The sequence below is a fragment of the Pigmentiphaga sp. H8 genome (genome assembly GCF_003854895.1).
Taxonomy (GTDB): domain Bacteria; phylum Pseudomonadota; class Gammaproteobacteria; order Burkholderiales; family Burkholderiaceae_B; genus Pigmentiphaga.
Map to the genome: position 1 here is coordinate 5,733,253 of NZ_CP033966.1, position 23,768 is coordinate 5,757,020.

The following is a 23,768-nucleotide window of genomic DNA, read 5'->3' on the forward strand; positions in this document are numbered from 1 at the left end:
CGCTCAGCCGGCCAGGTGCGCCATGACCAGCGCACGCAGCACCGGCAGCCGGCCCGAGAAGAAATGGTCCGCGCCCGGGACCACGACCACCGGCTGCGTCCGCGGCCGCGCCCAGTCGAAAACCAGGGGCAGGGGCACACGCTCGTCCTGCTCGCCATGGATCACCATGGCGTCCGGAATGTCCTCGGGCGGGTCGTAGCGGCGCCGCCCCGGAATGTCGCCGGCCGGCATCCCGGCCAGGCACGCGCGCCAGGCCGGATCGCCGCGATCGGCCAAGGTCCGCGCCACCCTGGCCTGCACGAACGCGCCGAAGGAAAAGCCGACCAGCGCCAGCCGCGTGCCGGGATGGGCATCGCGCAGCACCTGGCACAGCGCGAGCACGTCGTCGGTCTCGCCCTCGCCTTCGCCATGCGGACCGGTGCTGCGCCCCACGCCGCGAAAGTTCGGCCGGGCCACCAGCCAGCCCGCGTCGCACAGCGCCCGCGCCAGGAACTGGGGAATCTTGTGGCGCGCGCTGCCGCCCTGCAACGGATGAGGATGCGTGACGACCGCCAGTCCGGCCACGGGCCCGCCGGGCAGGTCGAACACGACCTCCAGGTCTCCGGCCGGACCGTCCAGCAGCACGTCGCCGCTCTGGTTCAGATCGAGTGGTTTCATGACGGAAATCATACGCCCTGGACAGCGGCTCCTTCCCGCCAAACCGTCAGGATCGTTCGAGCACCGTCAACGTGGGACGTCCGCCGGTGGCCTTCTCCCTTATGGGCGGAACCGGCAGCCGGGGCGCTCCCAGCTCGATGGCCAGCGTATGCTCCAGGCTGTACCAGGCCACGTGCGCGTTCGCGCCGAAGCGGGGATCGCGCCCGGCATGGCGCACATAGTTCCCCACCAGCGCGCGCGTCACGCCGAACTGCACGTCGCTGTCCAGGTTCGGGTCGTCGTTCGAATAGACCTGGGCGAACTGCGTCTTGTAGCCCGGCTTGTGGACCAGGAAGTGGATATGGGCGGGACGCATGTTGTGCCGGCCCTGCTTGCGCAACAGCGCGCCCACCGGACCATCCACCGGAATCGGGTAACCCACCGGCTTGACCGAGACGAACTCCACCATCCCGGCCGCGTCCGTGTGGAACTTCCCCCTCAGGTTCATTTCCGCCTGCGCGGGATCCTGGTTCTCGTAAAACCCTTCGGGCGAGCAGTGCCAGACATCGACCTCGGCATCCGCCACCGGACGTCCCGCGGGATCGACGACGCGCACGCGGACGAGCAGCGGCACACCGCTGGTCTCGTCGCGGACGATGCTGTCGCCGTTGGCCATCGGCGGCGAGTTTTCCCGCCAGAACGGACCGAGCAGGTTGGCGGTCGTCTCGCCTCCCTGCCCATTGTTCAGCAGGCACACCAGCGAGGACAGCCCCAGCGAACCCGCGGCCAGCACCACCTCGTTGTGGGACGCCGTGGTGCGCTGCCCCAGTTGCGCGATAAGCGCGCATGCCTGCTGGAACTCGGCCTCGGTCAGCCTCACTTCGCGCGCGAATTCATGCAGATGGCGCACCGCGGCGCCCATGATCTCCCTGAAGCGCGCATCGGGCGCCCGGTCCAGCTCTTCGAGCACGGCGGCCGTCACATCGGCCTGGTTTCCTATGATCATCACTTTCTCCTGCTGCTGCATTGACTACCGGTGGACATTGCTTTTCAATGCGAGGCCGAAGGGCCGCGATGCGTGCCCGCCGTCCCCATGGCTTTTTCAAAGCGCTTCGCGAACGATGACTCGTACCCCGAAATCCGGCCCCGCCGCCGAGAAAACCGGCGCCGATCGACCGGCCGATGACTCGCCCTCCCTCATCGACGACCTGAACGAGCATCCCGGCCACCTCTTCCGCCGCGCGCAACAGATCTCCACCTCGGTCTTCTACGCGAATCTCGGGGAACACATCACGCCCATACAGTTCGCCCTCCTGAACGCCATCCAGCACCACCCCGGCGTCGACCAGGTCACACTGGCCAGCCTGGTCGGCCTGGACACCTCCACCACCGCGGCCACCGCCACCCGGCTGGAGGAAAAGGGCCTGGTCGAGCGGCGCCTGGAAGTCGTCCTGCGCCGCCAGCGCAAGCTGTACCTGACGGGCCAGGGGGTCCGGACCATGGAAGGCATGACCCAGGGCCTGACCGACATGCGCAAGCAATTGCTTTCCAGGCTGAGCCCCTGGGAGCAGGAAACCCTGATGCGCCTGCTGCGCAAGTTCGTCGAGGTGAACAACGAGTTCAGCCGGGCGCCGCTGGGGGAAGTCAGCCGGCTCCCCAAGGGCAAGCGCAACTCCGCCTGACGCCATGCCGCGTTAGTCCAGGGTCAGGCCCACGGTACGCACCAAGGCCTCGTTCTTGCGCGAGGTCGCCGACAAGTCGGCCTTCACCGCGTCCGCCTTCCTGCCCTGGGGATCCAGGCCGTTCTGGGTGAAAACGGACGCGGCCTGGGGATGGGCCAACGCCTTGGCGAAGGCTTCGTTCAAAGTATCGACGATCCAGTCGGGCACCGACGACGGCGCGAACACGATGAAGCTGACCCGCGGCTGGAGCTCGGCGAATCCCGCCTCGGCGAACGTGGGCGTGTCCGGCAGCAGCGGGATGCGGGTCGCGCCGGTGACGGCCAGGGCCTTGATCGCGCCGGTCTTGATATGGCCGAGCGCCGGCGACCCCACACCACCGGACACGAGCTGGACCTGATTGGCCACCAGGTCGTTGATGGCGGCCGCATAGCCCTGATAGGGCACGTTCACGATGTCGACCCGGGCCTGCTGCTTGATCGACTCCAGCAGCAGGTGGTGCGTGTTGCCGATGCCCAGCGTGCCGTAGTTCAGCTTTCCGGGATGGGCCCTGGCGTAGTCCACCATGCCCCGCAAGGTATCCGCCGGCAGCCCCTTTGAAGCGGACAGAACGATGCGGGACTCGGCCAGGTCCACCACCGGCCGCAGGTCGGCGGCCTTATAGGGCAGCTTCTTGAACAGATGGGGATTGAGCGTCACGATCCCGTCGTCGGCCACCAGCAGGGTGTACCCGTCGGCCGGCGCGCGCAGCGCGGCGCTGGTCGCGATGATCTGGTTGCCCCCCGGGCGATTCTCGACGACCACCGTCTGGCCGAGCGCCGTGGTCAGTTGCTGGGCCACGGTCCGGGCCGCCAGGTCGGCCACGCCGCCGGTCGGATACGACACGATCAACGTGATGGGCTTGGACGGGAACGGCGCCTGCGCGTGGGCGGGCAGGGCCAGGACACAGCCCAGTGCGATCGAGGCCTTCGTCATCCACCCCAGTCCTGCGGTCTTGCTGCTTTTCATGTTGTCTCCTCCGGTAATGTCCGGTTTATCCACGACGGTTTCCATTCCTGTAGGGGCCCAGGCAGGCCAGCGCCAGGTCGGCGATGGGCGTGGGCACGCCGGCCCGGCGCCCCTGGCTGCACAGTTCCCCGATGATCCATTCGACTTCCAGCCGCCTGCCGGCCTCCAGGTCTTCCAGCATGGAGACCTTGGCATCGGGATTGGCCCGGTCGGTGAAACGCATGGCCTTCTCGATCAGGTCCGGCGGCAGAGGGATCGCCAACACGCGCGCCACCGACGCGGCTTCGCGCATGGCGCGTTCGAGCTGTTCCCGCAGCCGCGCGTCGCCGGTAATCGGTCCGACGGGCTGGCGCGATAGGCAGCACAGCGCGGCGGTGGCCGCCAGCATGATGAATTTCTGCCAGAGCTCCGATACGATGTCCGCCGAAAGCTCGACGGAGAAACCGGCCTCCCGGCCCGCCCGCTGGAACGCCAGCATCGCGGGCGACACGTTTCCGTCCGGGTCGCCCAGCGTCAGCGTGGCCGTGGGCGTCTTGCGCTCGATCACGCCCGGCGCGACGATGTGGGACGACAGCAGCACGGTACCCGGACAGACGCTGCCGCGCGCAAGGTGATCGGCCAGGATCCGGTGGGCCACGATACCGTTCTGGGTCGTCACGACCAGCGTCCCTGGCCCCACCATGGGCCGGATGGCCTGGGCGGCATCCTGCAGGTCGTAGAGCTTGACGCCGCAGATCACGACGTCCGCCAGTTCCGCGCCAGGCGCATCCGTGGCCAGCAGGTTCGATACCGTGAACTCCTCCTCGCCATGGCGGATCCTCAATCCGTGCTTCCTGATCGCCTCCAGGTGCGCTCCCCGGCAGACCAGGGTCACGTCATGGGAAGCGCGGGCCATCATGGCCCCGAAGTACCCGCCTATCCCGCCCGCGCCAAAGACCACTATCTTCATCGCATGCCCCCGTTCAATCCCTGAAGCCCGGCGCCACCCTGTCCGCCAGCCTGAGCATGGCCGGCCATTCCTTGTGGCCGAGCGGGCTCTTGCCGGTGGAGTATTCGTCCAGCCTGGCATCGCTGAATCCCAGCCTGGCGATCTCCCGCGCGATGCCGGCCGGCGGCAGCCGGGGCGGACGGCCACAGGCCAGGATGTCGAGCTGCGCCTGGCAGGCCTTCTCCAGGTGCCACATGATGCTGAAAGCCTCGGCCACGGTCTTTCCGACCACCAGCGTTCCATGGTTGCGCAGCATCAGGACGATGTTGTCGCCCAGGTCGCGCGCCAGCCGGGCACGCTCGTCCAGGCTGAGGGCAAGCCCCTCGGACTCGTGATAGCCGATCCGTCCGTGGAAGAGCATGGCGTGCTGCGTCAGCGGCAACAGCCCTTCCTCCAGCGCGGACACCGCCATGCCCGCACGGGTGTGGAGGTGCAGCACGCAGTTGGCATCCTCGCGCATGGCATGGATGGCACTGTGGATGACGAAGCCGGCCTTGTGGACCTCGTGCCCGGACGGCTCGACCAGCGTTCCCTCCAGGTCGACCTTCAGGAGATTCGAAGCCGTGACCTCGTCGAACGCCAAGCCGAACGGATTCAGCAGGAACTGATCGTGCGAATCCGGAACCCGCATGGAAATGTGCGTATAGATCAGGTCGGTCCAGCCGAAGTGCGCGACCAGCCGATAGCAGGCCGCGAGATCGATGCGGGCCCGCCGCTCGGACGTCGTGCCGGGCGGTGGCCCGCTCCCTCGCCGCGGGCGGTTTCCTGTCTCATCCATGTCATTCATGTCTTCTTCTCCGAAAGCAATTCAGCTTACTGAATTGGAGCTAGCATAGCGACAGCCTGGAGCGGCAACAAGAGAATTCTCCGTTCACGTTTTCCCCTATTTTTCGGGCTTTTCCAGCCGTATCTTGCTTTCCGAAATGGCTTTGCATAAACTGATTCAGTGTACTGAATTGCAATATGGAAAATGCGAAGGGAGACCGCAATGAAACATGACGGCGAAGCGACCGCGCGACCATCATCCCCCGCGTTCCCGAAGAACCGCTGGCATGTCGCCGGCTTTTCCTGGGAACTCCAGGGGCAGCCCGTCGCGAGAATCCTGCTCGGGCATCCGGTCGTCCTCTTCAGGACCGCGGACGGGGTCGCGGCGCTGGAGGACCGATGCTGCCACCGCCACCTGCCGCTCTCGTTGGGAACGATCGAGGACCGTGGACTGCGCTGCGGCTATCACGGCCTGCTCTACGACGCGCGGGGCGCCTGTATCGAAATCCCCGGGCAGGCCACCGTTCCGCCCCGCGCCAGGGTCAGGAGCCATCCCCTGCGCGAACAGGACCAGATCCTCTGGATCTGGCTCGGCGACGGCGAGGCCGCCACGCCGCCCGGACCGCCACCGGCCTATGGCGTGCACGGCGACGACCGCTATCGATTCCGCGGTGGCGTCGTCCACTACGACGCCCCCAGCCAGCTGGTGCACGACAACCTGCTGGATCTCAGCCATCTCGCCTACGTGCACCTCAAGACCATAGGCGGCGATCCAGGCCTGCACATGCACGCGCCCATCAAGGTCGAGCAGTCCGGCGACATCCTGCGGATCGTCCGCCTGATGCCCGATTCCGACCCGCCCCCCACCTACGGCCTGGCCTGGCCGTTCGCGGGCAAGGTGGACCGCTGGCAGGAAATCGAGTTCCACGGCAGCCACCTGCTGATATGGGCCGGCGCCATGGATGCCGGTTCGGGCGCGCTGGACGACCCGGACCGGGGCGGCCTGCATATCCGCGGGTTCCATGGCGTAACGCCGGAAACGGAAACGACCTGCCACTACTTCTGGACGGTCGCCACCAATCCCCATCCCGGCATGCCGGACATGACGGATGCGATCCGCGAGCAGGTCGAGCTGACATTCAACGAAGACAAGGCCGTCATCGAAGCCCAGCACCGCAACATGCGGCGGTTCGCCGGCGCCCCGACGGTCGACATCCGCGTGGACGTCGGCCCCAATCGCGCGCGCCGGCTGCAAGCCGAGGCGGCCGCCGGAACGGTCAACGCACATCAAGGGTAAGGAGCAACTCATGTGGATGAAGAACGCCTGGTACGTGGCGGCCTTTTCGAAAGAGGTTCATGCGAACCTGCTGGCGCGTACCTTCCTGGGAATCCGTGTCGTCCTGTACCGCCGGGACGACGGCCAGGTCGCGGCCCTGGAGGACAGTTGCGCGCATCGCCGCCTGCCGCTTTCCTTCGGCCATGTCGAGAACGACCGGCTCGTCTGCGGCTACCACGGCATGGCCTTCGGCGCCGACGGGAAATGCACCGCCATACCGGGCCAGGAACGCATACCGCCGGCCGCGCGCGTGCGCGCCTTTCCCATCCAGGAACGGCATGACCTGATCTGGATCTGGCTGGGCGACCCGGCCCTGGCCGGACAGTCCTCGCCCCCGGACGTCGGCCGCATGAAGCACCCGGACTGGGTGCCCAGCGCGGGCTATTGCCGGCTGGAAGCGGACTACCGCCTGCTCAACGACAACCTGCTGGACCTGTCGCACGTCGCCTTCGTGCACGGGCGGACCATCGGCAACACAGCCGTCGCGCAATCGCCCATCAAGGTCGGCCAGGAGGGCAACGTCGTCAGCGTCCACCGCGACGTCGTGGGCGCGCACGCACCGCCTTTCTACGCGCACCTGGGCGGCTTCCGGCAGCCCATCCACCGCTGGCATACCGTGAACTACCACGCGCCTTCCACCTGCATCATCGAGGTCGGCTGCGAGGCGATGCAGCCGGGCGACGGGCTGGGCAGAATAGAAGGCGTCGTCATGCACCTGATCACGCCGGAAACCGAGGGCACCTCGCATTACTTCTGGGCCTTCATCCGCCGGTTCCGCCAGGACGAACCGGCGCTGACCGAATACATCCGGCAGGCCATCGATGCCACGCACACCGAAGACAAAGTCGTAGTCGAGCTGCAGCACGCCGCGCTGACCGCGCCGCAACGGGAGAATCCCGTCAACCTCGCCATCGTCGTGGACAGCGGCCCCCTGCGCGGTCGCCGCCTGCTGGAGGAATTGATCCAGCAGGAGCAATCGGCGCCCGCCCCCGAACCCGTGCCCGCCCACCAGGCGGGCTAGCGTTTTCCCACACCGAAGAGAGGTAGACATGACAGGAAACCGTGGCGTTGCCTACGTCGGGCAAGGCGTCGTCGAAGTCCAGGCGATCCCCTTTCCCAAACTCGAGAATCCACAGGGCCGGGCGATCCGCCACGGCGTCATCCTCAAGGTCCTGACGACGAACATCTGCGGCTCGGACCAGCACATGGTCCGGGGGCGGACGACGGCGCCGGCGGGGCTCATCCTCGGACACGAGATCACGGGCGAGGTCATCGAGGCCGGCCAGGACGTCGAGTTCCTCCGCAAGGGCGACATCGTCTCGGTGCCGTTCAACGTCGCCTGCGGCCGCTGCCAGACCTGCAAGGAACAGCAGACCGGCGTCTGCCTGACCGTCAACCCGGCGCGCGCCGGCGGGGCTTACGGCTACGTCGACATGGGCGGCTGGATAGGCGGCCAGGCGGAATACGTGATGATTCCCTACGCCGACTTCAACCTGCTGAAGCTGCCCGGGCGCGACCGCACCCTGGAGAAGATCCGCGATCTGACCTGCCTGTCGGACATCCTGCCCACCGGCTACCACGGCGCGGCAACCGCGGGGGTCGGACCGGGCAGCACCGTCTACGTGGCCGGCGCGGGACCGGTCGGGCTCGCGGCCGCCGCCTCGGCCCGCCTGCTGGGCGCCGCGGTGGTCATCGTCGGCGACGTCAATCCCGCGCGCCTGGACCATGCGCGCAAGGTGGGGTTCGAGACCGTCGACCTGTCGCGCGACGCCTCGCTGGGCGACCAGATCGCGCAGATACTGGGCGTACCGGAAGTCGACAGCGCCGTGGACGCGGTGGGCTTCGAGGCGCGGGGCCATGGCCACGAGGGCGCGCGGCACGAGGCGCCCGCCACCGTGCTGAACTCGCTGATGGAGGTCACCCGCGCGGCCGGGAAGATAGGCATCCCCGGCCTGTACGTGACCGACGACCCGGGCTCGGCCGACCCGGCGGCGCGCAAGGGCGCATTGAGCGTCCGGTTCGGACTGGGCTGGGCGAAATCGCACAGCTTCTTCACCGGCCAGACGCCCGTCATGAAATACAACCGCGCGCTGATGCAGGCCATCCTGTGGGACCGCATCAAGATCGCGGACATCGTCGGCGTACAGGTCATCTCGCTCGACGAGGCGCCGGGGGGCTACGCCGAATTCGACGCGGGCGCGCCGAAGAAATTCGTCATCGATCCCCACGGCATGACGAAGGGGCATTGAGCAAGGCGACATGAAAGAGCGGCCGGCGCTGGGACACCTTTGTCCCGCCCGGCCGCCGGGCCTGCCCCGTTTGGACGGATACTGCGGCTTTCCTTTCCCCCAGCCGCCATGACCCTCGCCGTCCTTGCCAGTTGCGCCCTGACCGGCATCGATGCGCCGCCGGTGCGCGTCGAGGTCCACCTGGCGCCGGGCCTGCCTTCCTTCACCATGGTCGGCCTGGCCGATACCGAAGTGCGCGAAAGCCGCGAGCGCGTGCGGGCCGCGCTGCTCAGCTCCGGCTTCGACTTCCCCGCGGGGCGGCTGACCGTCAACCTCGCGCCGGCCGACCTGCCCAAGGAATCCGGGCGCTTCGACCTGCCCATCGCGGTGGGCGTGCTGCTGGCATCCGGGCAAATCGCCATGCCCTCGCTGGCCGGGCGCGCCCGCGCGCAGGATGCGATTCCGCCGCTTGCCCGGCTGGTGCTGGCCGGCGAACTGTCGCTGACCGGCGCGCTGGTACCCATCGCGGGCGCCTTGGCCATTGCCCTGTCGTTGTCGCGGCGCCAGCCGGGCGCCGAGCTGCTGCTGCCCGCCGGCAGCGCCAGGCAGGCGGCGCGGGTGCCCGGGCTGCGGGTCTACGGCGCCGCCACGCTGCGCGACGTCGTGGCGCACCTGGAAGAAAAACAAGTGCTGGCCGCCACGGCGGGCCACGTCGATGCCACGGCCGGCCCACCGCCCTGCCTGTCCGACGTCAAGGGCCAGTACGGCGCGCGGCGCGCGCTGGAAGTCGCGGCGGCCGGCGGCCACAACCTGCTGATGCTGGGGCCGCCGGGCTCGGGCAAGAGCATGCTCGCGCAGCGCCTGCCCGGGCTGCTGCCACTCCTGCGCCATGACGATGCGCTGGAAGCCGCCGCCATCGCCAGCCTTGCCCCCGGTCCTGCTCCAACTTTCGGCCTGCGCCCCTTCCGCGCGCCGCACCATTCCGTTTCCGGCGCCGCGCTGGTAGGCGGCGGCGCGCGCCCCCGGCCGGGAGAAATCACCTACGCCCACCTGGGCGTGCTGTTCCTGGACGAGTTGCCCGAATTCGGCCGGCACGTGCTCGACACCCTGCGCGAACCGCTGGAAACCGGCCGCGTCTCCATCGCGCGCACCCAGCACCGTACCGAGTATCCGGCACGCTTCCAGCTCGTGGCCGCGATGAATCCCTGCCGATGCGGTTGGCACGGCAGCAACGTGAAGGCCTGCGCCTGCACCCCCGACCAGGTGGCCGCCTACCGCGCCCGCCTGTCCGGTCCACTGCTCGATCGCATCGATCTCCAGGTCGAAGTCCCCGCCGCCGGCGACGACTGGGCCGACCTGCCCCCCGGCGAACCCAGCGCCGCCGTACGCCGACGAGTCGAGACCGCCCTGGACCTGCAGCATCGCCGCCAGGGCTGCGCCAACGCGGCGCTCGAGCCCGGACAGGTCGACACCCATTGCCGTCCCGATGCTGCCGCGCGCGCATTGTGGAAACAGGCCATGAAGCAATTCGCGTGGTCGGCGCGCACGGCGCACCGGGTCTTGAAGGTGGCGCGGACCGTGGCGGACCTGGCGGGCGCGGCCGAGATCGGAAGCCCGCACATGGCCGAGGCGGTGCAGTTCCGGCGGCCATTGCGGGAGCGATAGGCAGGGCCGCGCCGCCTGCTGGACCACTGGCGGTACCTATGCGGCCGTCGCGCGTTCGCTCGGCAAGATCCCAGGCTCTGTCGTCGGCCTGGCAGCGGTCCGGGTTCGATTCCGCCCCGCGCTCTTGGCTTCGTAAAGCAGCTTGTCGGCCCGTTCGTAAAGCGCCACGAAACCTTCGTCGCCCAAGGCAGCCGCTACGCCCATGCTGGCGGTAACAGGTCGCCCGAGCCCCGGAACGGTATCGGCCACGAGGGCAGGGATCGCCTGTCGGCGCCGTTCGGCCTCGATACCGGCATCGCCGCCACGCAGGAGAAGCACGAACTCTTCGCCGCCCAGGCGGTATGCCGCAACGTCCGGGCCGGCCTGGATGGCGCTGGCCACGGCCCTGAGCACCGCGTCTCCCACCGCGTGCCCGTTCAAGTCATTGATCGACTTGAAATGATCGAGATCGATGACGGCCAGCGTGTCGAAGCCTTCGGCTCGACGCTGCGCGAACTGCCTCTCGATCGCCCGCCGGTTGAACAGGCCCGTCAACGGGTCGGTTTCGGAAAGCCGTTCAAGCAAATAGGCTTCGGTACGCGCGCGGTCCCGCTCCCGCTTCATGGTCACGAAGCGGTCCGCCACGCCCAGCGTCGTGAAGAGGACTTCACACAGGCAACCCGCGTAGAACATGAGCATGGCATCGGCGCTGTGGAACCAGGGCGTCACCCCCGTCACCAGGCGGGTCAGTCCGACCAGCACCATGGGCGTGTATCCAATCGCCTGGAACTTCGCGGCACGGCTTCCGCGGCGCAGCGCGTCGACCATCGACAGGATGAAAACGATAAGGATGGGCGCGAACGCCGCCGTGTAGGCGCTCGATTGCACGGGCCGCGCCACGAACGGGAACGCCGCGTGAAATGCACTCAGGAATATTGCCCACACCGCGCAATACGGCAGCATGCGGCGGAGAACGGGGTGCATCAGTCCAGGCTCGATGAAGCTGTAGGTGAACATAGTTCCGGACGCGATGGTCGCCCCGAAGATCACCGTCGTCATCCAGCTCAACGTCATGGCGGGCGGGTCGAAAAGCACGACCGAGATGTTCGACGAAACCAGCAAGGTCATCAGCAGCGACAACGTGAGAGCCGAGTGCCAGAGCACGAACGGTTTACGCAGGACTTGATAGAACGCCGCATTGAAGATCAGCGGCATGACGAGCATGCCCGCGAGCGCGGAAACGATGACCAGGAGCCGCGAGGCACCGGTGCCGTCGCCGTCGGCATCCACTGATACCAGATGGGCCCTCTCCAGCGACATCCGGTGGCTGGGCAGGTCGATGGCGACGACGACCTGCCTGGTCGCGCGCGTCACCTCGGGCAGGGAAGCCTTGAAGTACCCGCCGACCATCGAGCTGGGCAAGGCGGCGGCGGGAATGGTGCTTTGCCGGACCGCGCCGTCCTGGTCGATCGCAAGCAGATGCACGGCCTGGAGCGCGCTGCGCCTCGACAGAAAGTACCGGGGAAGGGGGCCGTCCGGGCGCAGATCGAAACGAAGCAGCACGCGCTCGGCATCGATGGAGAATTCTCGATCGGCACAGGACCATCGCTCGTCCGACCAGGCTATCGCGACAATATCATCCGACAATCCGCCGGATGCCCAGCAAGCGCCGCGGATGTCGGCGAAATCAGCCGCGCTGGCCGGCCCGGCGCCAAGGTGCGCCAGCATCGCCATGAACAGCGATACCGCCAGGACATACTTTCGAAAGCCACCCCACGCCATAACGTCTCGACAGAGCAGTCGCCCAATAGACCGGAAGCAGGGCGGCGGAGCGCTGGGCTGCTAAACGCGGCAGTTTAGCAAACGGCTCGGACCCGAATAGGTCCGAATCGCGTGGGGAAATAAGGCTAGTTCGCGGTTTCCCCTTGATATCCTGCCGTCAGTCAGGAACGTCAAGGAACTCGCGACATGCTCACGACAGAAACGGCCACCATGCTGGCGAACTACGGCAATTGGGCGGACCAGGTGCTTTTCAAGGCGATGCGGGTGCTGCCCGAAGGAGCGGTCACGCAGCGCCGCCAGACGCTGTTCGGATCGATGATCGGCACGCTGAACCACAACTACCAGGTGGACCTGATCTGGCGCGCCCACCTGCTGGGGGAAAAGCACGGCTTCTCGACCCGGCGCGACCTGCTGCATCCCGACCTGGACACCCTCGTGGTGGAGCAGTTGAAGGTCAACCAGTGGTACATCGACTGGGCCGCCAGCCAGACCCCGGACAGCTTGGGCGAGCGGTTGAAGTTCAATTTCGTATCGGGGCAGGCGGCCGAGATGACCCGGGGCGGAATGTTCCTGCACATCGTCAACCACAAGACGTACCACCGCGGCTGGGTCTGTGAGATGTTCTTCGATGCCGGCGTCAATCCGCCTGAAACCGATCTGTCGGTGTATCTGACCGAGGGCTGAGCAAACCGGTAGTACCATGCACGCTTGCCGGCCGCCCGCCGCGTCCGGCCCTCAATCCGTGCAAGGGAAGATCCACAGCGCATGCGCTCCATAGGCCGCACACGAAGTCTGTCCGAAGAACTCGTGCAGCTCATGTCCGAGAAAATCCACGGCAAGGTGTGGAAGCCCGGCGACAAGCTGCCGACGGAAGCCGAGATCATGCAGGAGTACGGCGTCAGCCGCACGGTGGTGCGCGAGGCCATCTCGCGCCTGCAGGCGGCGCGCATGGTCGAGACCCGGCACGGCATCGGCACCTTCCTGCTGGAGCCGCCGGTGGCGCCGCTGCGGCTCGACACCAAGGACGCGGTCACGATGCTGGACGTGATGGCGGTACTGGAACTGCGCATCACGGTCGAAACCGAGGCCGCCCGCCTGGCCGCGCAGCGGCGCACCGAACAGGACCTGGCCGAGCTGCGGCGCACGCTGGCGGCGTTCGAGGCGCAGATCGAGCCGGGCGGCGACACCGTCACGGCGGACCTGGCCTTCCACCAGCAGGTGGCCATCGCCACCGGCAACCGCTATTTCCACGAGATCCTGGCGCAGATGGGCACCACCATCATTCCCCGGACACGGGTCGATACCGCCGAGCTGGCGCGCGACGACCGGCGGGCCTACCTGGCGCGCGTGCATCGCGAGCACCAGGCCATCTACGAAGCCATCGCCCGCCAGGACGGGGACGCCGCGCATGCCGCGATGCGCGCCCACCTGGCCCGGAGCCGGGAAAAAGTGCGGCAGGCCTATGCCGCCGGCCAGGGTGACGAGGCCGCGGCTATCGCCTAGCATTCCGCACGGCCGACAACGGCGTCGCCCCTGTTGCCTTCTCTCACTTTAAGTTGTACGATGACTGACGACATATCACTTGCCGATCCTTCCATCACCGGATACCGCCATGACCCCTCAAGAGTTGAAGGCCACGATTTCCCAGGGATTGCTCTCGTTTCCCGTTACCGATTTCGACCAGAACGGCGATTTCGCGCCCAAGGGCTATGCCGCCCGGCTGGAATGGCTGGCTCCCTACGGGGCGAGCGCGCTGTTCGCGGCGGGCGGCACGGGCGAGTTCTTTTCACTGACGCCGGCCGATTATTCGGCCGCGGTGAAGACGGCGGTGGAGGTGTGCGAGAAGCGCGTTCCCATTCTGGCGGGCGCCGGCGGCCCCACGCGCACGGCCATCGCCTATGCGCAAGAAGCGCAGCGCCTGGGCGCCAAGGGCGTCCTCCTGATGCCCCACTACCTGACCGAGGCCAGCGAAGCCGGCATCGAGGCTCACGTGGAGCAGGTCTGCAAGTCGCTGGACATAGGCGTGATCTTCTACAACCGCGCCAACTCGCGGCTCGGGCCGGCGGCGCTGTCGCGCCTGGCGGACCGCTGCCCCAACCTGATCGGCTTCAAGGACGGCATGGGCGACATCGAGGCCATGGTGCGCGTGCGCCGCGGCCTGGGCGACCGCTTCGCCTACCTGGGCGGACTGCCGACCGCGGAAGTCTACGCGGCGGCCTACAAGGCGCTGGGCGTGCCCGTGTATTCGTCGGCCGTCTTCAACTTCATTCCCAAGACCGCGATGGCGTTCTACCACGCCGTGGCGCAGGACGACGCGCAGACCATCGGCCGGTTGCTGGATGATTTCTTCCTGCCCTATCTGGAGATCCGCAACCGCCGCGCCGGCTACGCGGTCAGCATCGTCAAGGCCGGCGCCCGCCTGGTCGGCCACGACGCGGGCCCGGTGCGCGCGCCGCTGACGGATCTGGACCAGGACGAGATGCAGCGCCTGGCGGCGCTGATCGAGAAGGTCGGCGGACAGTAGGCGGTCAGCCCAGGCTTTCCGGATCCAGGCGCGCCGCTTCCCGGCGCCGCGCCAGGTAGGTCACGCCCCACATCACCACTCCCAGCGCCAGCAGCCATCCCGCCACCTCGTACTGGATGGGATCGCGGCCGGTGAACGGCGTGACCATGAACAGGCACACCACCGCCCCCAGCATGGCCAGCGGCGTCCAGGTGCGGAAATGCGAATGCCCGACGCGGTCGGCGCGCAGCAGCAGCACCGCGACGTTGACGAACGCGAACACGCCCAGCAGCAGCAAGGCCGTGGTGCCGCCCAGCGCGCGGATGGCCTCGGAGTCGCTGGCCGCGGACACCAGCACGATCAGGCCCACTGCCAGCACGGTGGTGAACAGGATGGCGGACCACGGCGTCTGCGTGCGCGCATGCACCTGCGAAAGAAAGGACGGCAGCACGCCCTGGCGCGACATGCCGTACAAGAGGCGGCTGGCCATCATCATGTTGATCAGCGCCGAGTTGGCGACCGCGAACATGGAGATGACGGGCATGATCACCTCCATGGGCAGGCCGGGCGCGGCGCGCTTGACCACCAGCACCAGCGGCGTGGAGCTGGAAGCCAGCTCGCCCACGGGTATCAGCGCCACGGCGCAGATCGACACCAGCACGTAGATGGTGGCCGTCAGCCCCAGCCCGGTCAGCAGCACCTTGGGAAAGATGCGGTTGGGGTCGTGGGTTTCCTCGGCCATGTTGACCGAGTCCTCGAAGCCCACCATGGCGTAGAAGGCCAGTGCGGTGGCTGAGGTGATGGCCAGGAAGACGCTCTTGTCCTCGGGCGTGTCGAAGGCCACCACGCGCGAGAAGTCGGCCTGGCCGCCCGCGATCGCATAGAAGCCCAGCACTATCACCAGCAGCAGGCCGCTCAGCTCGACCAGGGTCAGCACCACGTTGGTCTTGACGCTTTCGGACACGCCGCGCAGGTTGACCAGCATGACCAGCAGCATGAAGCCCACGGCGCCCAATGTAATCAGCGCGGGACTGGCGTCGACGCCCAGGGACACGAGCAGGTTGGCGGCGAAGGCCTGCGACGCGGTCGAGGCCGAGGTCAGCCCCGAGCACATCACGGTGAAGCAGATGATGAAGGTCAGGAAGTGCAGCCCGAAGGCCTTGTGCACGTACAGCGCGGCGCCCGCCGCGCGCGGATACTTCGTGACGAGCTCGAGGTAGGAGAAAGCCGTGAGCAGCGCGATCAGGAAGGCGGCCAGGAAAGGCGCCCAGGCCGCCCCGCCGACTTCGCCGGCCACCTGGCCGGTCAGCGCATAGACGCCGGTGCCCAGGATGTCGCCCACGATGAACAGCAATAGCAGCTTGGGCCCCATCACGCGTTTCAGGGGAGTACCGCCCTCGTGCGTTTCGGTCATCGTGAGCCTCTTCGCGGGTATGCCGATGGATCGATTCTAGTGGGCACGCCCCGGTCCGCGCGCGTTGCGCATGCAACCGAATGTCTCCCGTTTCGCGCTATCCTTGCGGGGATCCGCGGCCGGCCCCGGCCGCCGTCCTGTTACACCCTTGCCCGCCGCCCCGTTCCCCCACGCGCCGCAATGCCCCGATTCCCTCTGTCATTCCCGCCCGTCCCGCTCCCGCCAGGAGCCGCCTGATGGGCGTCTTCCATATCTACTTCTCCATCCTCAGCCTGCTGGCTCCGCTCCTGGTGGTCATCGGCGTCGGCACCACCTGGGGCAAGCTGGGGCACGCATTCCCCGCGCAGTTCGTCACGGTGCTGGCCACCACCGTCACCACCCCGGCGCTGGTGTTCAACACCCTGGTCACGACCCAGCTCAGCAACGAGATCATGGCCACGGTGGCCGGCGCCACGGTGCTGGCACTGGCCTTGTGCATGGGCATCTCGGCGCTGGCGCTCAAGCTGTGCAAGCTGCCGGTGCGCAAGCTGCTCCAGACCACGACCTTCCCGAACGCGGGCAACCTGGGGCTGCCCATCACGCACCTGGCCTTCGGCGACGCCGGCCTGTCGACCTCGATCGCGTTCTTCGCCGTCTGTTCGTTCATCCAGCACACCGTGGGCGTGCGCACGCTGCCCAGCGCGGACGGCATGCCGGCGGCGTGGAAGAGCCCCATCCTGATCGCTTCCGTGCTGGCCGTGGCCTGCCGGCTCTTCAGCTACACGCCGCCGCAGTGGATCATGGAGTCGGCCCAGTTGCTGGGCAGCATGACGGTGCCGCTGATGCTGCTGGGGCTGGGCCATGCGCTGGCGCTGATTCCCGCGGCCGGCCTGAGGCTGGGCGGCATCGTCGGCGCCATCCGGCTCGTGGCGGGCCTGGCCACGGGCGCCGCGGCGGCTTGGCTGGTGGGGCTGCCGGCCGACATGATCGGCAACGTGGCCCTGCAAATGGGCATGCCGTGCGCGGTGGTCAGCTACATGTATGCGCGCCGCTATACCGACATGGGCGATACGGCGGCGGGCGCGGTGCTGATCTCGACCGTGGTGTTCCTGGTGCTGGCGCCGTTCCTGCTGTGGCTGCTGGGCTCGCCGGTGGCGGGCTAGGCCCGGCGTTCAGGCCTGCCCGGCGCGCCGGTGCTGCATGGGGGTCATGCCGTAGCGGCCGCGGAAGGCGCGCGAAAAATGCGCCTGGCTGGCGAAGCCCCAGCGGTAGGCGATGTCGCCGATGGACAGCTTGCGGGTGCGCTCGCCCGCGAGTTCCTGGTGGGCGCGCTCGAGCCGCCTGTCCCATATCCATTGGCTGACGCTGCGGTCCCGGTGGGCGAACAGGCGGTGCAGCTGCCGCACGGACAGCCCCAGGGCGCGCGCCACTTTCTCGGCATCCAGCGCGGGATCGTTCAGGTGTTCGGCAATGAAGGCCTCGGCGCGCAGCAGCCGCCATGCGGCCATGTCGTTCAGTTCGCGCGCCGCGCCGGGATCCACCGCCGCGCGCAGCAGGTGCCGGGCCTGCTCGGCCACGCCGGCCACGGCGTCGGCACGCGGCCGCTCGACGAAATCCACCGCCATGGTGCGCAGCGTATTGGCCAGCAGCCGGCCCGTGCGCAGCCGGTTGTCCACCTGGATGGGCGCTTCGGGCCGCATCTCGCGCCGCCCCCGGAACAGCCGGTCGGCCTCGACCTCGACGATGATCTGGCGCATGTCGCCGGTGAAGCCGTACAGGTAGGGGATCGCGTTGGAATAGACGATGACGTCGCCCGCTCGCACGGTGTAGCACTGGCCCGACTGGAACAGGAAAGCGTCGCCTTCGAGCAGGATGCAGGCGAAGACGGAATCCTTGGGATGGGTCTTGAGCAGCGAGCGCGTCCGCTCGATGACGTGCTGGTTGCCGCGGATTTCGGTGAAGGCGACGTCGTCCGCGTCGAACACGCGGCCCTGGGCGCGCAGCCCGTGCGGGTCGTAGGTCGAACAGGTCAGGCCGATCAGCTGCGAGGCGTTGTACGACTCCCAGAATGCCAGCCGCTGGGACGACGGAACCTGGTCGGTGGAAGCCTGCGCGCGAGGGGACAAGGTCGTGCTCATGGTCGTGCCCGTGGGAGAGCCGCCCGGCGGCGGGGCGGATGGCGTCCAACATGGCGGCGGCGCCGCGACTTAAGCCGATGCTAGCACGGCCCACCCCGGGGCCCCGGCCCGGGTTGACCCTAGGGGATCCCCCGCGCCCGCTGGCGGCCATGTCGCGCACAGTCAAATTCCTCGTCCCGCCGGGACAAGCGGCCGGACGGCGCGCTGGCTACATTGACACGATCCATGAATGATCAGGAGGCCCCCATGCTCAAGACCGCCGGCAACGAATTCTGGCGCGACATCGCTCCCATCGCCGACGTGTTCAAGCCCGATGCCAGACCCGAGGTGCACATCGGCAACGCGCCCACCGACGACAGGAAGTGGTATGTCCCCTTCACCGACACGGTAGCCTCGCGGCCGCTGTGGATCTCGCCTTCCGAGAACCGCTGGTGCGACATCCTGCGCGCCGATGCCGCCGGGCTGGTCAACCGCCACTACCATCCGCACGAGGTGTTCGCCTACACGATCTCGGGCAAGTGGGGCTACCTGGAGCACGACTGGATCGCCACCGCCGGCGACTTCGTCTACGAGACCCCGGGCGAAGGCCATACGCTGGTGGCCTTCGAGCACGAGCAGCCGATGAAGGTCTTCTTCATCGTGAAGGGACCGCTGATCTGGCTGGACGAGAAGGGTCAGTCCACCGGCCACTTCGACGTGCACGACTACATCGCGATGTGCCGCGCGCACTACGAGAAGATCGGCATGGGCGCTGCCTACGTGGACACACTGTTCCGCTGAACCAGGCCCCCGTGGCCGATGCGACATAACGAAAACAGAGGAGACGACATCATGCAACGCAGGCAATTCGCGACCTTGCTCGCGGCGGCCGCAGCCACCGCGCTGGCTGCGCCGGCGCTGGCCCAGTCCAGGGCCCCGGCCGAGATCCGCATCGGCTACGCCATTTCCAAGACCGGCGCCTACGCCGGCGGAGCCAGCACCACGGTGCTGCCCAACTACCAGATGTGGGCGGCCGACGTGCAGAAGGCCGGCGGCATCGAGATCGGCGGCAAGCGCGTGCCGGTGAAATTCTTCGAATACGACGACCGCAGCAACTCGGAAGAGGCCGTGCGCGCGGTGGAACGGCTCATCAACCAGGACAAGGTGGACTTCATCCTGCCGCCCTGGGGCACGGCCATGAACCTGGCGGTGGCGCCCATCCTGCACAAGCACGACTATCCCCACCTCGCCACCACGATGATCTCGGACCGCATTCCGCAGCTGCGCGAACGCTGGTCCAACCTCTTCTTCTTCACGCTGACCTCCACCGACTACGCCAACGGCGTGGTGGACGTACTGACGCGGCTGCGCGAGGAAGGCAAGATCAAGGGCAAGGTCGCCATCGTCAACGTGGCCGACCAGTTCGGACTGGAGCTGTCCAAGGCCGCGCGCGAGGGCCTGAAGAAAGCGAAGTTCGACATCGTCTACGACCAGAGCTATCCGCTGGGCTCGCAGGAATTGCAGACCATCCTGAACGAGGTGCGCCGGCGCGAACCCGAGGCCTTCCTGGCCTTCAGCTATCCGCCCGACACCATGTCGCTGAACGACCAGGCCAAGGTCGTGGGTTTCAACCCCAAGGTGTTCTACACCGCGATCGGCACGGTGTTCCCCATGTTCAAGAGCCGCTTCGGCGCCAATGCCGACGGCGTCATGGGCCTGGGCGGCGTCAGCGCTGAACTACCCGCCACGCGCGACTACCGCCAGCGGCACCTCGCCATGTTCAAGCAGGAGGCGGACTACAACGGCAGCGCCGTCACCTACGCCACCCTGCAGATCCTGCAGCAGGCCATCACGCGCGCGGGCTCCATCGACCGCAAGGCCGTGTCCGAGCAGATCCGCACCGGCAGCTTCGAGACCGTGCTGGGCCCCGTCAAGCTGACCAACCGCCTGTGGGCCGAGGCCTCCAGCGTGGGGCAGTGGCAGGGGGGCGTGTTCCAGCCCATCTCACCCAAGAGCGCCATCGGCGTCAAGCCCGCGGTCTTCCCCAAGCCCGAATGGAAATGACGGCAGGGGACATGAGGGCGGACCACGTCCTGCGCTGCGGCCCCGGCACGGTGGTGTGGGGTTTCCTGGGGCCGGACGTGCCGCCCGCGCTGCGCATACGTCCGGGCGATACGGTACGCATCGACACGGTGAACGCCGTGGGCGTGCCGCTGCCACCCGACGAGGCGCTGGCCTTCTTCGGGCATCACGGCCTGCCCCTGGAAGGACCGGTGACCGAAATGCTGGAGATCATGCGCACCGTGCCCAAGGACATCGGCCCGCACATCCTGACCGGCCCGGTCAGCGTGGAAGGCGCCGAGCCGGGCGACGTGCTGGCGGTGGAGATCCTGGCGGTGGCGCCGCGCGAGCCGGCATACGGCGTCAACTTCGCCCGCCCCGGCGCGGGCGCGCTGCCGGGATTGCTGAAGGAACCGCGGCTCAAGCTGATGCGCCATGACCTGGCGGGCGGCGTGGCCCGCTTCGACGAACGCATCGCCATCCCGCTGGCGCCGTTCATGGGCACCATGGGCGTGGCGCCCACCCGCAAGGTGTCCTCGATCCCGCCCGGCCCCTTCGGCGGCAATCTGGACCTGAAGGACCTGCGGCCGGGAGCGGTGCTGTACCTGCCGGTGCAGGTGGCGGGCGCGGACTTCTTCGTCGGCGACGGGCACGCGGCGCAGGGCCACGGCGAGGTGAACCTGACCGGACTCGAGACCTCGATGACCGGCGTATTCCGCTTCACGCTGCACAAGGCCCGCAGCCTGCGCTGGCCCATGGCCGAGACCGACGAGCACTACATCGCCATGGGCCTGGACGAAGACCTGGATGCCGCCGCCGAGCTGGCCGTCTCGCAGGCGGTGGCCGTGTTGCGGCACTTCGGCGATTTGTCCGAGGCCGACGCCTACGCGCTGGCCAGCCTGGCCGTGGATTTCGAGATCACCCAGCTGGTCGACGGCGTCAAGGGCGTCCACGGCCGCATTCCCAAGCGGCTGCTGGCCGCCTGCCCACGCGCGGCGGACCGCCGGTGGGGCCCGCCGCCCTGAACGGGGCTTTCCCACTCTTTCCAGGACACGACTCATGAACATGAAAGATCAGGTCTGCATCGTCACCGGCGGTGCGGGCAGCCTCGGGCTGCACAGCGCGCTCGCCATGCTGGAACAGGGCGCGCGCGTCCTGCTGGTGGACCGGCATGCCGACGCGCTGGACGCCGCCCGCGCCCGCGCGGCCAGCCACGGCGACCGGGTGGCGACCTTCGCCGCCGACGTCACCGATCCCGGACAGGCCCGCGCCTACGTCGACGACGCGCTGCGGCGCTGGGAGCGGCTGGACGTGCTGGTCTGCAATGCCGGCATCAACGGCGCCATCCAGCCCATCGCCGACTATCCCGACGACGTGTTCGACGCCGTCATGGCGGTCAACGTCAAGGGTACCTTCCTGGCCTGCAAGCATGCCCTGCCCCGCATGGCCGACGGCGGCAGCATCGTCATCGTTTCCAGCGTCATGGGCGTGACGGCCGATCCCGGCGTGTGCGCCTACGCCACCTCCAAGCACGCGCTGATCGGCCTGATGCGGGTGGCCGCCAAGGAAGCCGCCGGCCGCGGCATACGCGTCAACGTCGTCGCTCCCGGCCCTATCGCCAACGACTTCCAGGCGGACATCGAGCGTCGGCTGGGCGAGGTACTAGGACGGGACGCCACCCGGATGCTGGACGAAGCCATTCCGCTGGGCCGCCACGCACGCGTCGAGGAAATCGCGCAGACGGTGCTATTCCTGGCTTCGTCGCAGGGCAGCTTTTCCACCGGCAGCGTCTTCATGGCCGACGGCGGCATGCACGTCTGATCAACAGCCTGGCCGGCTCGCTGGTGGATACGCGGGCCTGAAGCCTGGGGGTCTGCTCCCGCTAAAAGGAGGCTCGCACAGGCCCTAACGGCGGTCGGCGCCCTGGCCGGCCGCATCCACCGATGCCAGGGCCGCGCCCACGGCGCCCTGCCCGTTCCCCGTTGGCGACAGGCCGCCGGACGGGCCCGGCCATGGCGTCCTGTCGCGCATGGCCGGATCGGCCTTGAGCAGATCGGCGATGAACTCGATGACGACGCGCGTGCGCAGCGGCAGGTTGCGGCGCGACGGATAGACGATGTAGAGCGGCAGGCGCGCCGGCGGGAAGTCAGGCAGCAGCGAGACCAGCCGCCCCGCGTGCAGGTCGTCCGCCACCATCAGGTGCGACAGGATGGCGATGCCGTTGCCGCCCAGCACGGCCTGGTGCACGGCCGACGCATTGTTGGCCCGCAGCCGGCACGGCACGTTCACCGAAAACTGCCCCTCGGCTGCCTCGAACCACCAGGTGTCGTCCTTGCCCCAGCGGCTGTAGACCACGCACTCGTGGTGGCGCAAGTCCTGCGGAGACCGGGGCGCGGGCCGGCCGGCCAGGTAGGACGGCGCGGCCACCAGGAAGGCCGAGGTCATGCCCACCCGGCGCGAGATCAGCGAACTGTCGTCGATGGGCCCCAGGCGCACTTCCAGGTCCAGGCCGTCCTCGATCAGGTTGCTGGTGCTGTCGCGCACCACCATGTCCAGGCTCAGGCCGGGATGGCTGTCGAGCAGGCCGCGCGCGTGATTGCAGATGTGCAGGGCCAGCGGTGCCGGCAGGCTGAGCCGGACCTTGCCGGTGGGCCGGGCCTGGTCCGGGCTGGCGGAGACGCTCAGGCTTTCGGCGGCCTCGACCAGGCTGCGGGCCGCGGGCAGCAGGTTGCGGCCTTCCTCGGTCAGGGCCACGCCGGTCGTGCTGCGCTGGACCAGCCGCATGCCGACGTGTTCCTCCAGCGCGCGCACCTGCCGGGAAACGGCGGGCTGGGTGACGCCGCGTTCGTTGGCGACCACCGAGAACGAGCCGGTTTCCGCGACACGCAGGAAAGCGAGGAGCGAGGAAATCAGATCCATGGCGAGCTTCCCAGGATACGCCGGCGGCGGGCCGCGCTTCCATACTTTTTCTACGAACGATTATACGGCCGGCGCTCCTAGTGCCAGGGGACGATAGTGCCTAGCATTCGCTCGACATGCAGGTGGACTCACACGTACAGGTAGCAGCGATGAACACGCAATCGGAATTGCCCACCGGCCCCAGCAAGGCCGAGATGATGCAGGCGGTCAGGGAACTGCTGGACTTCATCGGCGGCCGTCCCCTCGGCCCCGAACTGGAAGCCGCATTGAACGAGCGCTACGGCGCGCACACCGAAGGCTATGCCCGCCTGCTGGCGTTGCTGCGCCGCGGCATGGACGAGGGCTGGTCCTGCTATGCGGAGATAGACGGCCCGGACTACCGGCGGGGCCGGATCGCGCATGCCTCGCCCGACACGGATGGATTCACGGTGGAAAGCGGCTGCCTGCGCGACGTGCCGGGCCACTACCACCGGCACCCGCTGGGCGAGATCAACATGATCGGCCCCGTGGACGAAACCGGCCGCTTCTGCGGCGCCGGCGCGGGCTGGAAGGTATTTCCCCCCGACAGCTCGCACTTCCCGACCGTGACGGGCGGCATGGTCACCATGCTGTTCTTCCTGCCCGACGGCCAGATCGAATACAGGAACCCGCCTTCGGCGCCCTGAACGGCGCCTTGCTTGCAGCACCCCGGTTCCCATCTCAACGTTCC

23 protein-coding genes are annotated in these 23,768 nt (G+C 68.1%); 14 read left to right on the plus strand and 9 right to left on the minus strand.

What is annotated here, in order from left to right:
* Window positions 1–3 precede the first annotated feature (3 nt).
* Together EGT29_RS27110 and EGT29_RS27115 are read right to left on the minus strand one after the other, a co-directional pair.
* Window positions 4–657 (minus strand): alpha/beta hydrolase, encoded by a 654-nt coding sequence (locus EGT29_RS27110; protein ID WP_124691916.1) that lies wholly within the window; start codon window positions 655–657, stop codon window positions 4–6.
* A gap of 46 nt (window positions 658–703) precedes the next feature.
* Window positions 704–1,642, minus strand: coding sequence for a dioxygenase (locus tag EGT29_RS27115; protein ID WP_124691917.1), 939 nt, complete (start codon window positions 1,640–1,642; stop codon window positions 704–706).
* A 115-nt stretch (window positions 1,643–1,757) separates the two neighbouring features.
* On the opposite strand from EGT29_RS27115, the gene EGT29_RS27120 reads away from it, so the two are divergent.
* Window positions 1,758–2,318, plus strand: coding sequence for a MarR family winged helix-turn-helix transcriptional regulator (locus EGT29_RS27120; RefSeq protein WP_124691918.1), 561 nt, complete (start codon window positions 1,758–1,760; stop codon window positions 2,316–2,318).
* 12 nt (window positions 2,319–2,330) lie between these two features.
* Here the strand turns inward: EGT29_RS27120 and EGT29_RS27125 are convergent, their stop codons facing one another.
* From EGT29_RS27125 to EGT29_RS27135, 3 genes are read right to left on the minus strand one after another with little or no spacing between them, the layout of a single operon-like run.
* Window positions 2,331–3,323, minus strand: coding sequence for a tripartite tricarboxylate transporter substrate binding protein (locus tag EGT29_RS27125; RefSeq protein WP_161568000.1), 993 nt, complete (start codon window positions 3,321–3,323; stop codon window positions 2,331–2,333).
* Between the two features lie 25 nt (window positions 3,324–3,348).
* Window positions 3,349–4,272, minus strand: a complete 924-nt coding sequence (locus tag EGT29_RS27130; protein ID WP_161568001.1) for a ketopantoate reductase family protein — start codon at window positions 4,270–4,272, stop codon at window positions 3,349–3,351.
* A 13-nt stretch (window positions 4,273–4,285) separates the two neighbouring features.
* On the minus strand, window positions 4,286–5,098 hold the full coding sequence (locus EGT29_RS27135) for a class II aldolase/adducin family protein (RefSeq protein ID WP_341432091.1): 813 nt from the start codon (window positions 5,096–5,098) through the stop codon (window positions 4,286–4,288).
* 201 nt (window positions 5,099–5,299) lie between these two features.
* Between EGT29_RS27135 and EGT29_RS27140 the strand changes: the two genes are divergently transcribed.
* From EGT29_RS27140 to EGT29_RS27155, 4 genes are all read left to right on the plus strand, one after another.
* Entirely contained in the window at window positions 5,300–6,373 is a 1,074-nt protein-coding gene (locus EGT29_RS27140; RefSeq protein WP_124691921.1) for an aromatic ring-hydroxylating dioxygenase subunit alpha, read from the plus strand.
* Window positions 6,374–6,383: 10 nt separating this feature from the next.
* Window positions 6,384–7,433: an aromatic ring-hydroxylating dioxygenase subunit alpha gene (locus EGT29_RS27145; protein ID WP_124691922.1), complete on the plus strand. Its 1,050-nt coding sequence runs from the start codon at window positions 6,384–6,386 to the stop codon at window positions 7,431–7,433.
* A gap of 28 nt (window positions 7,434–7,461) precedes the next feature.
* A complete protein-coding gene (gene fdhA / locus EGT29_RS27150) occupies window positions 7,462–8,661 on the plus strand; it encodes a formaldehyde dehydrogenase, glutathione-independent (RefSeq protein WP_124691923.1) in 1,200 nt (399 codons plus the stop codon).
* Window positions 8,662–8,769: 108 nt separating this feature from the next.
* Complete coding sequence (locus EGT29_RS27155) at window positions 8,770–10,305, plus strand: YifB family Mg chelatase-like AAA ATPase (protein WP_124691924.1); 1,536 nt, start codon at window positions 8,770–8,772, stop codon at window positions 10,303–10,305.
* A gap of 36 nt (window positions 10,306–10,341) precedes the next feature.
* On the opposite strand, the gene EGT29_RS27160 is transcribed toward EGT29_RS27155, so the two are convergent.
* Complete coding sequence (locus EGT29_RS27160) at window positions 10,342–12,066, minus strand: diguanylate cyclase (RefSeq protein WP_124691925.1); 1,725 nt, start codon at window positions 12,064–12,066, stop codon at window positions 10,342–10,344.
* A 186-nt stretch (window positions 12,067–12,252) separates the two neighbouring features.
* Between EGT29_RS27160 and EGT29_RS27165 the strand changes: the two genes are divergently transcribed.
* From EGT29_RS27165 to kdgD, 3 genes are all read left to right on the plus strand, one after another.
* Complete coding sequence (locus EGT29_RS27165) at window positions 12,253–12,750, plus strand: DinB family protein (RefSeq protein WP_124691926.1); 498 nt, start codon at window positions 12,253–12,255, stop codon at window positions 12,748–12,750.
* A gap of 81 nt (window positions 12,751–12,831) precedes the next feature.
* The gene (locus tag EGT29_RS27170) at window positions 12,832–13,569 is read left to right on the plus strand and encodes a FadR/GntR family transcriptional regulator (RefSeq protein ID WP_124691927.1); all 738 of its coding nucleotides are present in this window, start codon (window positions 12,832–12,834) and stop codon (window positions 13,567–13,569) included.
* Window positions 13,570–13,678: 109 nt separating this feature from the next.
* Window positions 13,679–14,590, plus strand: coding sequence for a 5-dehydro-4-deoxyglucarate dehydratase (gene kdgD, locus EGT29_RS27175; protein WP_124691928.1), 912 nt, complete (start codon window positions 13,679–13,681; stop codon window positions 14,588–14,590).
* A 4-nt stretch (window positions 14,591–14,594) separates the two neighbouring features.
* On the opposite strand, the gene EGT29_RS27180 is transcribed toward kdgD, so the two are convergent.
* Entirely contained in the window at window positions 14,595–15,983 is a 1,389-nt protein-coding gene (locus tag EGT29_RS27180; protein WP_124691929.1) for an APC family permease, read from the minus strand.
* A gap of 233 nt (window positions 15,984–16,216) precedes the next feature.
* Here EGT29_RS27180 and EGT29_RS27185 point away from each other — a divergent pair, with 233 nt between their 5' ends.
* The gene (locus EGT29_RS27185; protein WP_370283076.1) at window positions 16,217–17,125 is read left to right on the plus strand and encodes an AEC family transporter; all 909 of its coding nucleotides are present in this window, start codon (window positions 16,217–16,219) and stop codon (window positions 17,123–17,125) included.
* A gap of 9 nt (window positions 17,126–17,134) precedes the next feature.
* Here EGT29_RS27185 and EGT29_RS27190 read toward each other — a convergent pair whose 3' ends face one another.
* On the minus strand, window positions 17,135–18,100 hold the full coding sequence (locus tag EGT29_RS27190; protein ID WP_124691931.1) for a helix-turn-helix domain-containing protein: 966 nt from the start codon (window positions 18,098–18,100) through the stop codon (window positions 17,135–17,137).
* 246 nt (window positions 18,101–18,346) lie between these two features.
* Between EGT29_RS27190 and EGT29_RS27195 the strand changes: the two genes are divergently transcribed.
* From EGT29_RS27195 to EGT29_RS27210, 4 genes are read left to right on the plus strand one after another with little or no spacing between them, the layout of a single operon-like run.
* A complete protein-coding gene (locus tag EGT29_RS27195; protein ID WP_124691932.1) occupies window positions 18,347–18,880 on the plus strand; it encodes a 2,4'-dihydroxyacetophenone dioxygenase family protein in 534 nt (177 codons plus the stop codon).
* Window positions 18,881–18,931: 51 nt separating this feature from the next.
* Entirely contained in the window at window positions 18,932–20,143 is a 1,212-nt protein-coding gene (locus EGT29_RS27200; protein ID WP_124691933.1) for an amino acid ABC transporter substrate-binding protein, read from the plus strand.
* An 11-nt stretch (window positions 20,144–20,154) separates the two neighbouring features.
* On the plus strand, window positions 20,155–21,165 hold the full coding sequence (locus EGT29_RS27205; protein ID WP_161568002.1) for an acetamidase/formamidase family protein: 1,011 nt from the start codon (window positions 20,155–20,157) through the stop codon (window positions 21,163–21,165).
* A gap of 34 nt (window positions 21,166–21,199) precedes the next feature.
* Window positions 21,200–21,961, plus strand: a complete 762-nt coding sequence (locus tag EGT29_RS27210) for an SDR family NAD(P)-dependent oxidoreductase (RefSeq protein ID WP_124691935.1) — start codon at window positions 21,200–21,202, stop codon at window positions 21,959–21,961.
* Between the two features lie 84 nt (window positions 21,962–22,045).
* On the opposite strand, the gene EGT29_RS27215 is transcribed toward EGT29_RS27210, so the two are convergent.
* Window positions 22,046–23,059 carry a LysR family transcriptional regulator gene (locus EGT29_RS27215; RefSeq protein WP_124691936.1) on the minus strand — a complete coding sequence of 338 codons (1,014 nt, stop codon included), beginning with the start codon at window positions 23,057–23,059 and terminating at the stop codon, window positions 22,046–22,048.
* A gap of 149 nt (window positions 23,060–23,208) precedes the next feature.
* Between EGT29_RS27215 and EGT29_RS27220 the strand changes: the two genes are divergently transcribed.
* A complete protein-coding gene (locus EGT29_RS27220; protein ID WP_238160227.1) occupies window positions 23,209–23,724 on the plus strand; it encodes a DUF4863 family protein in 516 nt (171 codons plus the stop codon).
* Window positions 23,725–23,768 lie beyond the last annotated feature (44 nt).

Excerpts from the sequence above, each read along its gene's own strand:
- EGT29_RS27200 (WP_124691933.1), top strand. The coding sequence starts at position 18,932 with ATGCAACGCAGGCAATTCGCGACCTTGCTCGCGGCGGCCGCAGCCACC.
- EGT29_RS27140 (WP_124691921.1), top strand. The coding sequence starts at position 5,300 with ATGAAACATGACGGCGAAGCGACCGCGCGACCATCATCCCCCGCGTTC.
- EGT29_RS27160 (WP_124691925.1), bottom strand. The coding sequence starts at position 12,066 with ATGGCGTGGGGTGGCTTTCGAAAGTATGTCCTGGCGGTATCGCTGTTC.
- EGT29_RS27110 (WP_124691916.1), bottom strand. The coding sequence starts at position 657 with ATGAAACCACTCGATCTGAACCAGAGCGGCGACGTGCTGCTGGACGGT.
- EGT29_RS27205 (WP_161568002.1), top strand. The coding sequence starts at position 20,155 with ATGAGGGCGGACCACGTCCTGCGCTGCGGCCCCGGCACGGTGGTGTGG.
- fdhA (WP_124691923.1), top strand. The coding sequence starts at position 7,462 with ATGACAGGAAACCGTGGCGTTGCCTACGTCGGGCAAGGCGTCGTCGAA.
- EGT29_RS27130 (WP_161568001.1), bottom strand. The coding sequence starts at position 4,272 with ATGAAGATAGTGGTCTTTGGCGCGGGCGGGATAGGCGGGTACTTCGGG.
- EGT29_RS27190 (WP_124691931.1), bottom strand. The coding sequence starts at position 18,100 with ATGAGCACGACCTTGTCCCCTCGCGCGCAGGCTTCCACCGACCAGGTT.
- EGT29_RS27210 (WP_124691935.1), top strand. The coding sequence starts at position 21,200 with ATGAACATGAAAGATCAGGTCTGCATCGTCACCGGCGGTGCGGGCAGC.
- EGT29_RS27120 (WP_124691918.1), top strand. The coding sequence starts at position 1,758 with ATGACTCGTACCCCGAAATCCGGCCCCGCCGCCGAGAAAACCGGCGCC.
- EGT29_RS27115 (WP_124691917.1), bottom strand. The coding sequence starts at position 1,642 with ATGATCATAGGAAACCAGGCCGATGTGACGGCCGCCGTGCTCGAAGAG.
- EGT29_RS27135 (WP_341432091.1), bottom strand. The coding sequence starts at position 5,098 with ATGAATGACATGGATGAGACAGGAAACCGCCCGCGGCGAGGGAGCGGG.
- kdgD (WP_124691928.1), top strand. The coding sequence starts at position 13,679 with ATGACCCCTCAAGAGTTGAAGGCCACGATTTCCCAGGGATTGCTCTCG.
- EGT29_RS27220 (WP_238160227.1), top strand. The coding sequence starts at position 23,209 with ATGAACACGCAATCGGAATTGCCCACCGGCCCCAGCAAGGCCGAGATG.
- EGT29_RS27125 (WP_161568000.1), bottom strand. The coding sequence starts at position 3,323 with ATGAAAAGCAGCAAGACCGCAGGACTGGGGTGGATGACGAAGGCCTCG.
- EGT29_RS27155 (WP_124691924.1), top strand. The coding sequence starts at position 8,770 with ATGACCCTCGCCGTCCTTGCCAGTTGCGCCCTGACCGGCATCGATGCG.
- EGT29_RS27215 (WP_124691936.1), bottom strand. The coding sequence starts at position 23,059 with ATGGATCTGATTTCCTCGCTCCTCGCTTTCCTGCGTGTCGCGGAAACC.
- EGT29_RS27145 (WP_124691922.1), top strand. The coding sequence starts at position 6,384 with ATGTGGATGAAGAACGCCTGGTACGTGGCGGCCTTTTCGAAAGAGGTT.
- EGT29_RS27170 (WP_124691927.1), top strand. The coding sequence starts at position 12,832 with ATGCGCTCCATAGGCCGCACACGAAGTCTGTCCGAAGAACTCGTGCAG.
- EGT29_RS27180 (WP_124691929.1), bottom strand. The coding sequence starts at position 15,983 with ATGACCGAAACGCACGAGGGCGGTACTCCCCTGAAACGCGTGATGGGG.
- EGT29_RS27195 (WP_124691932.1), top strand. The coding sequence starts at position 18,347 with ATGCTCAAGACCGCCGGCAACGAATTCTGGCGCGACATCGCTCCCATC.
- EGT29_RS27165 (WP_124691926.1), top strand. The coding sequence starts at position 12,253 with ATGCTCACGACAGAAACGGCCACCATGCTGGCGAACTACGGCAATTGG.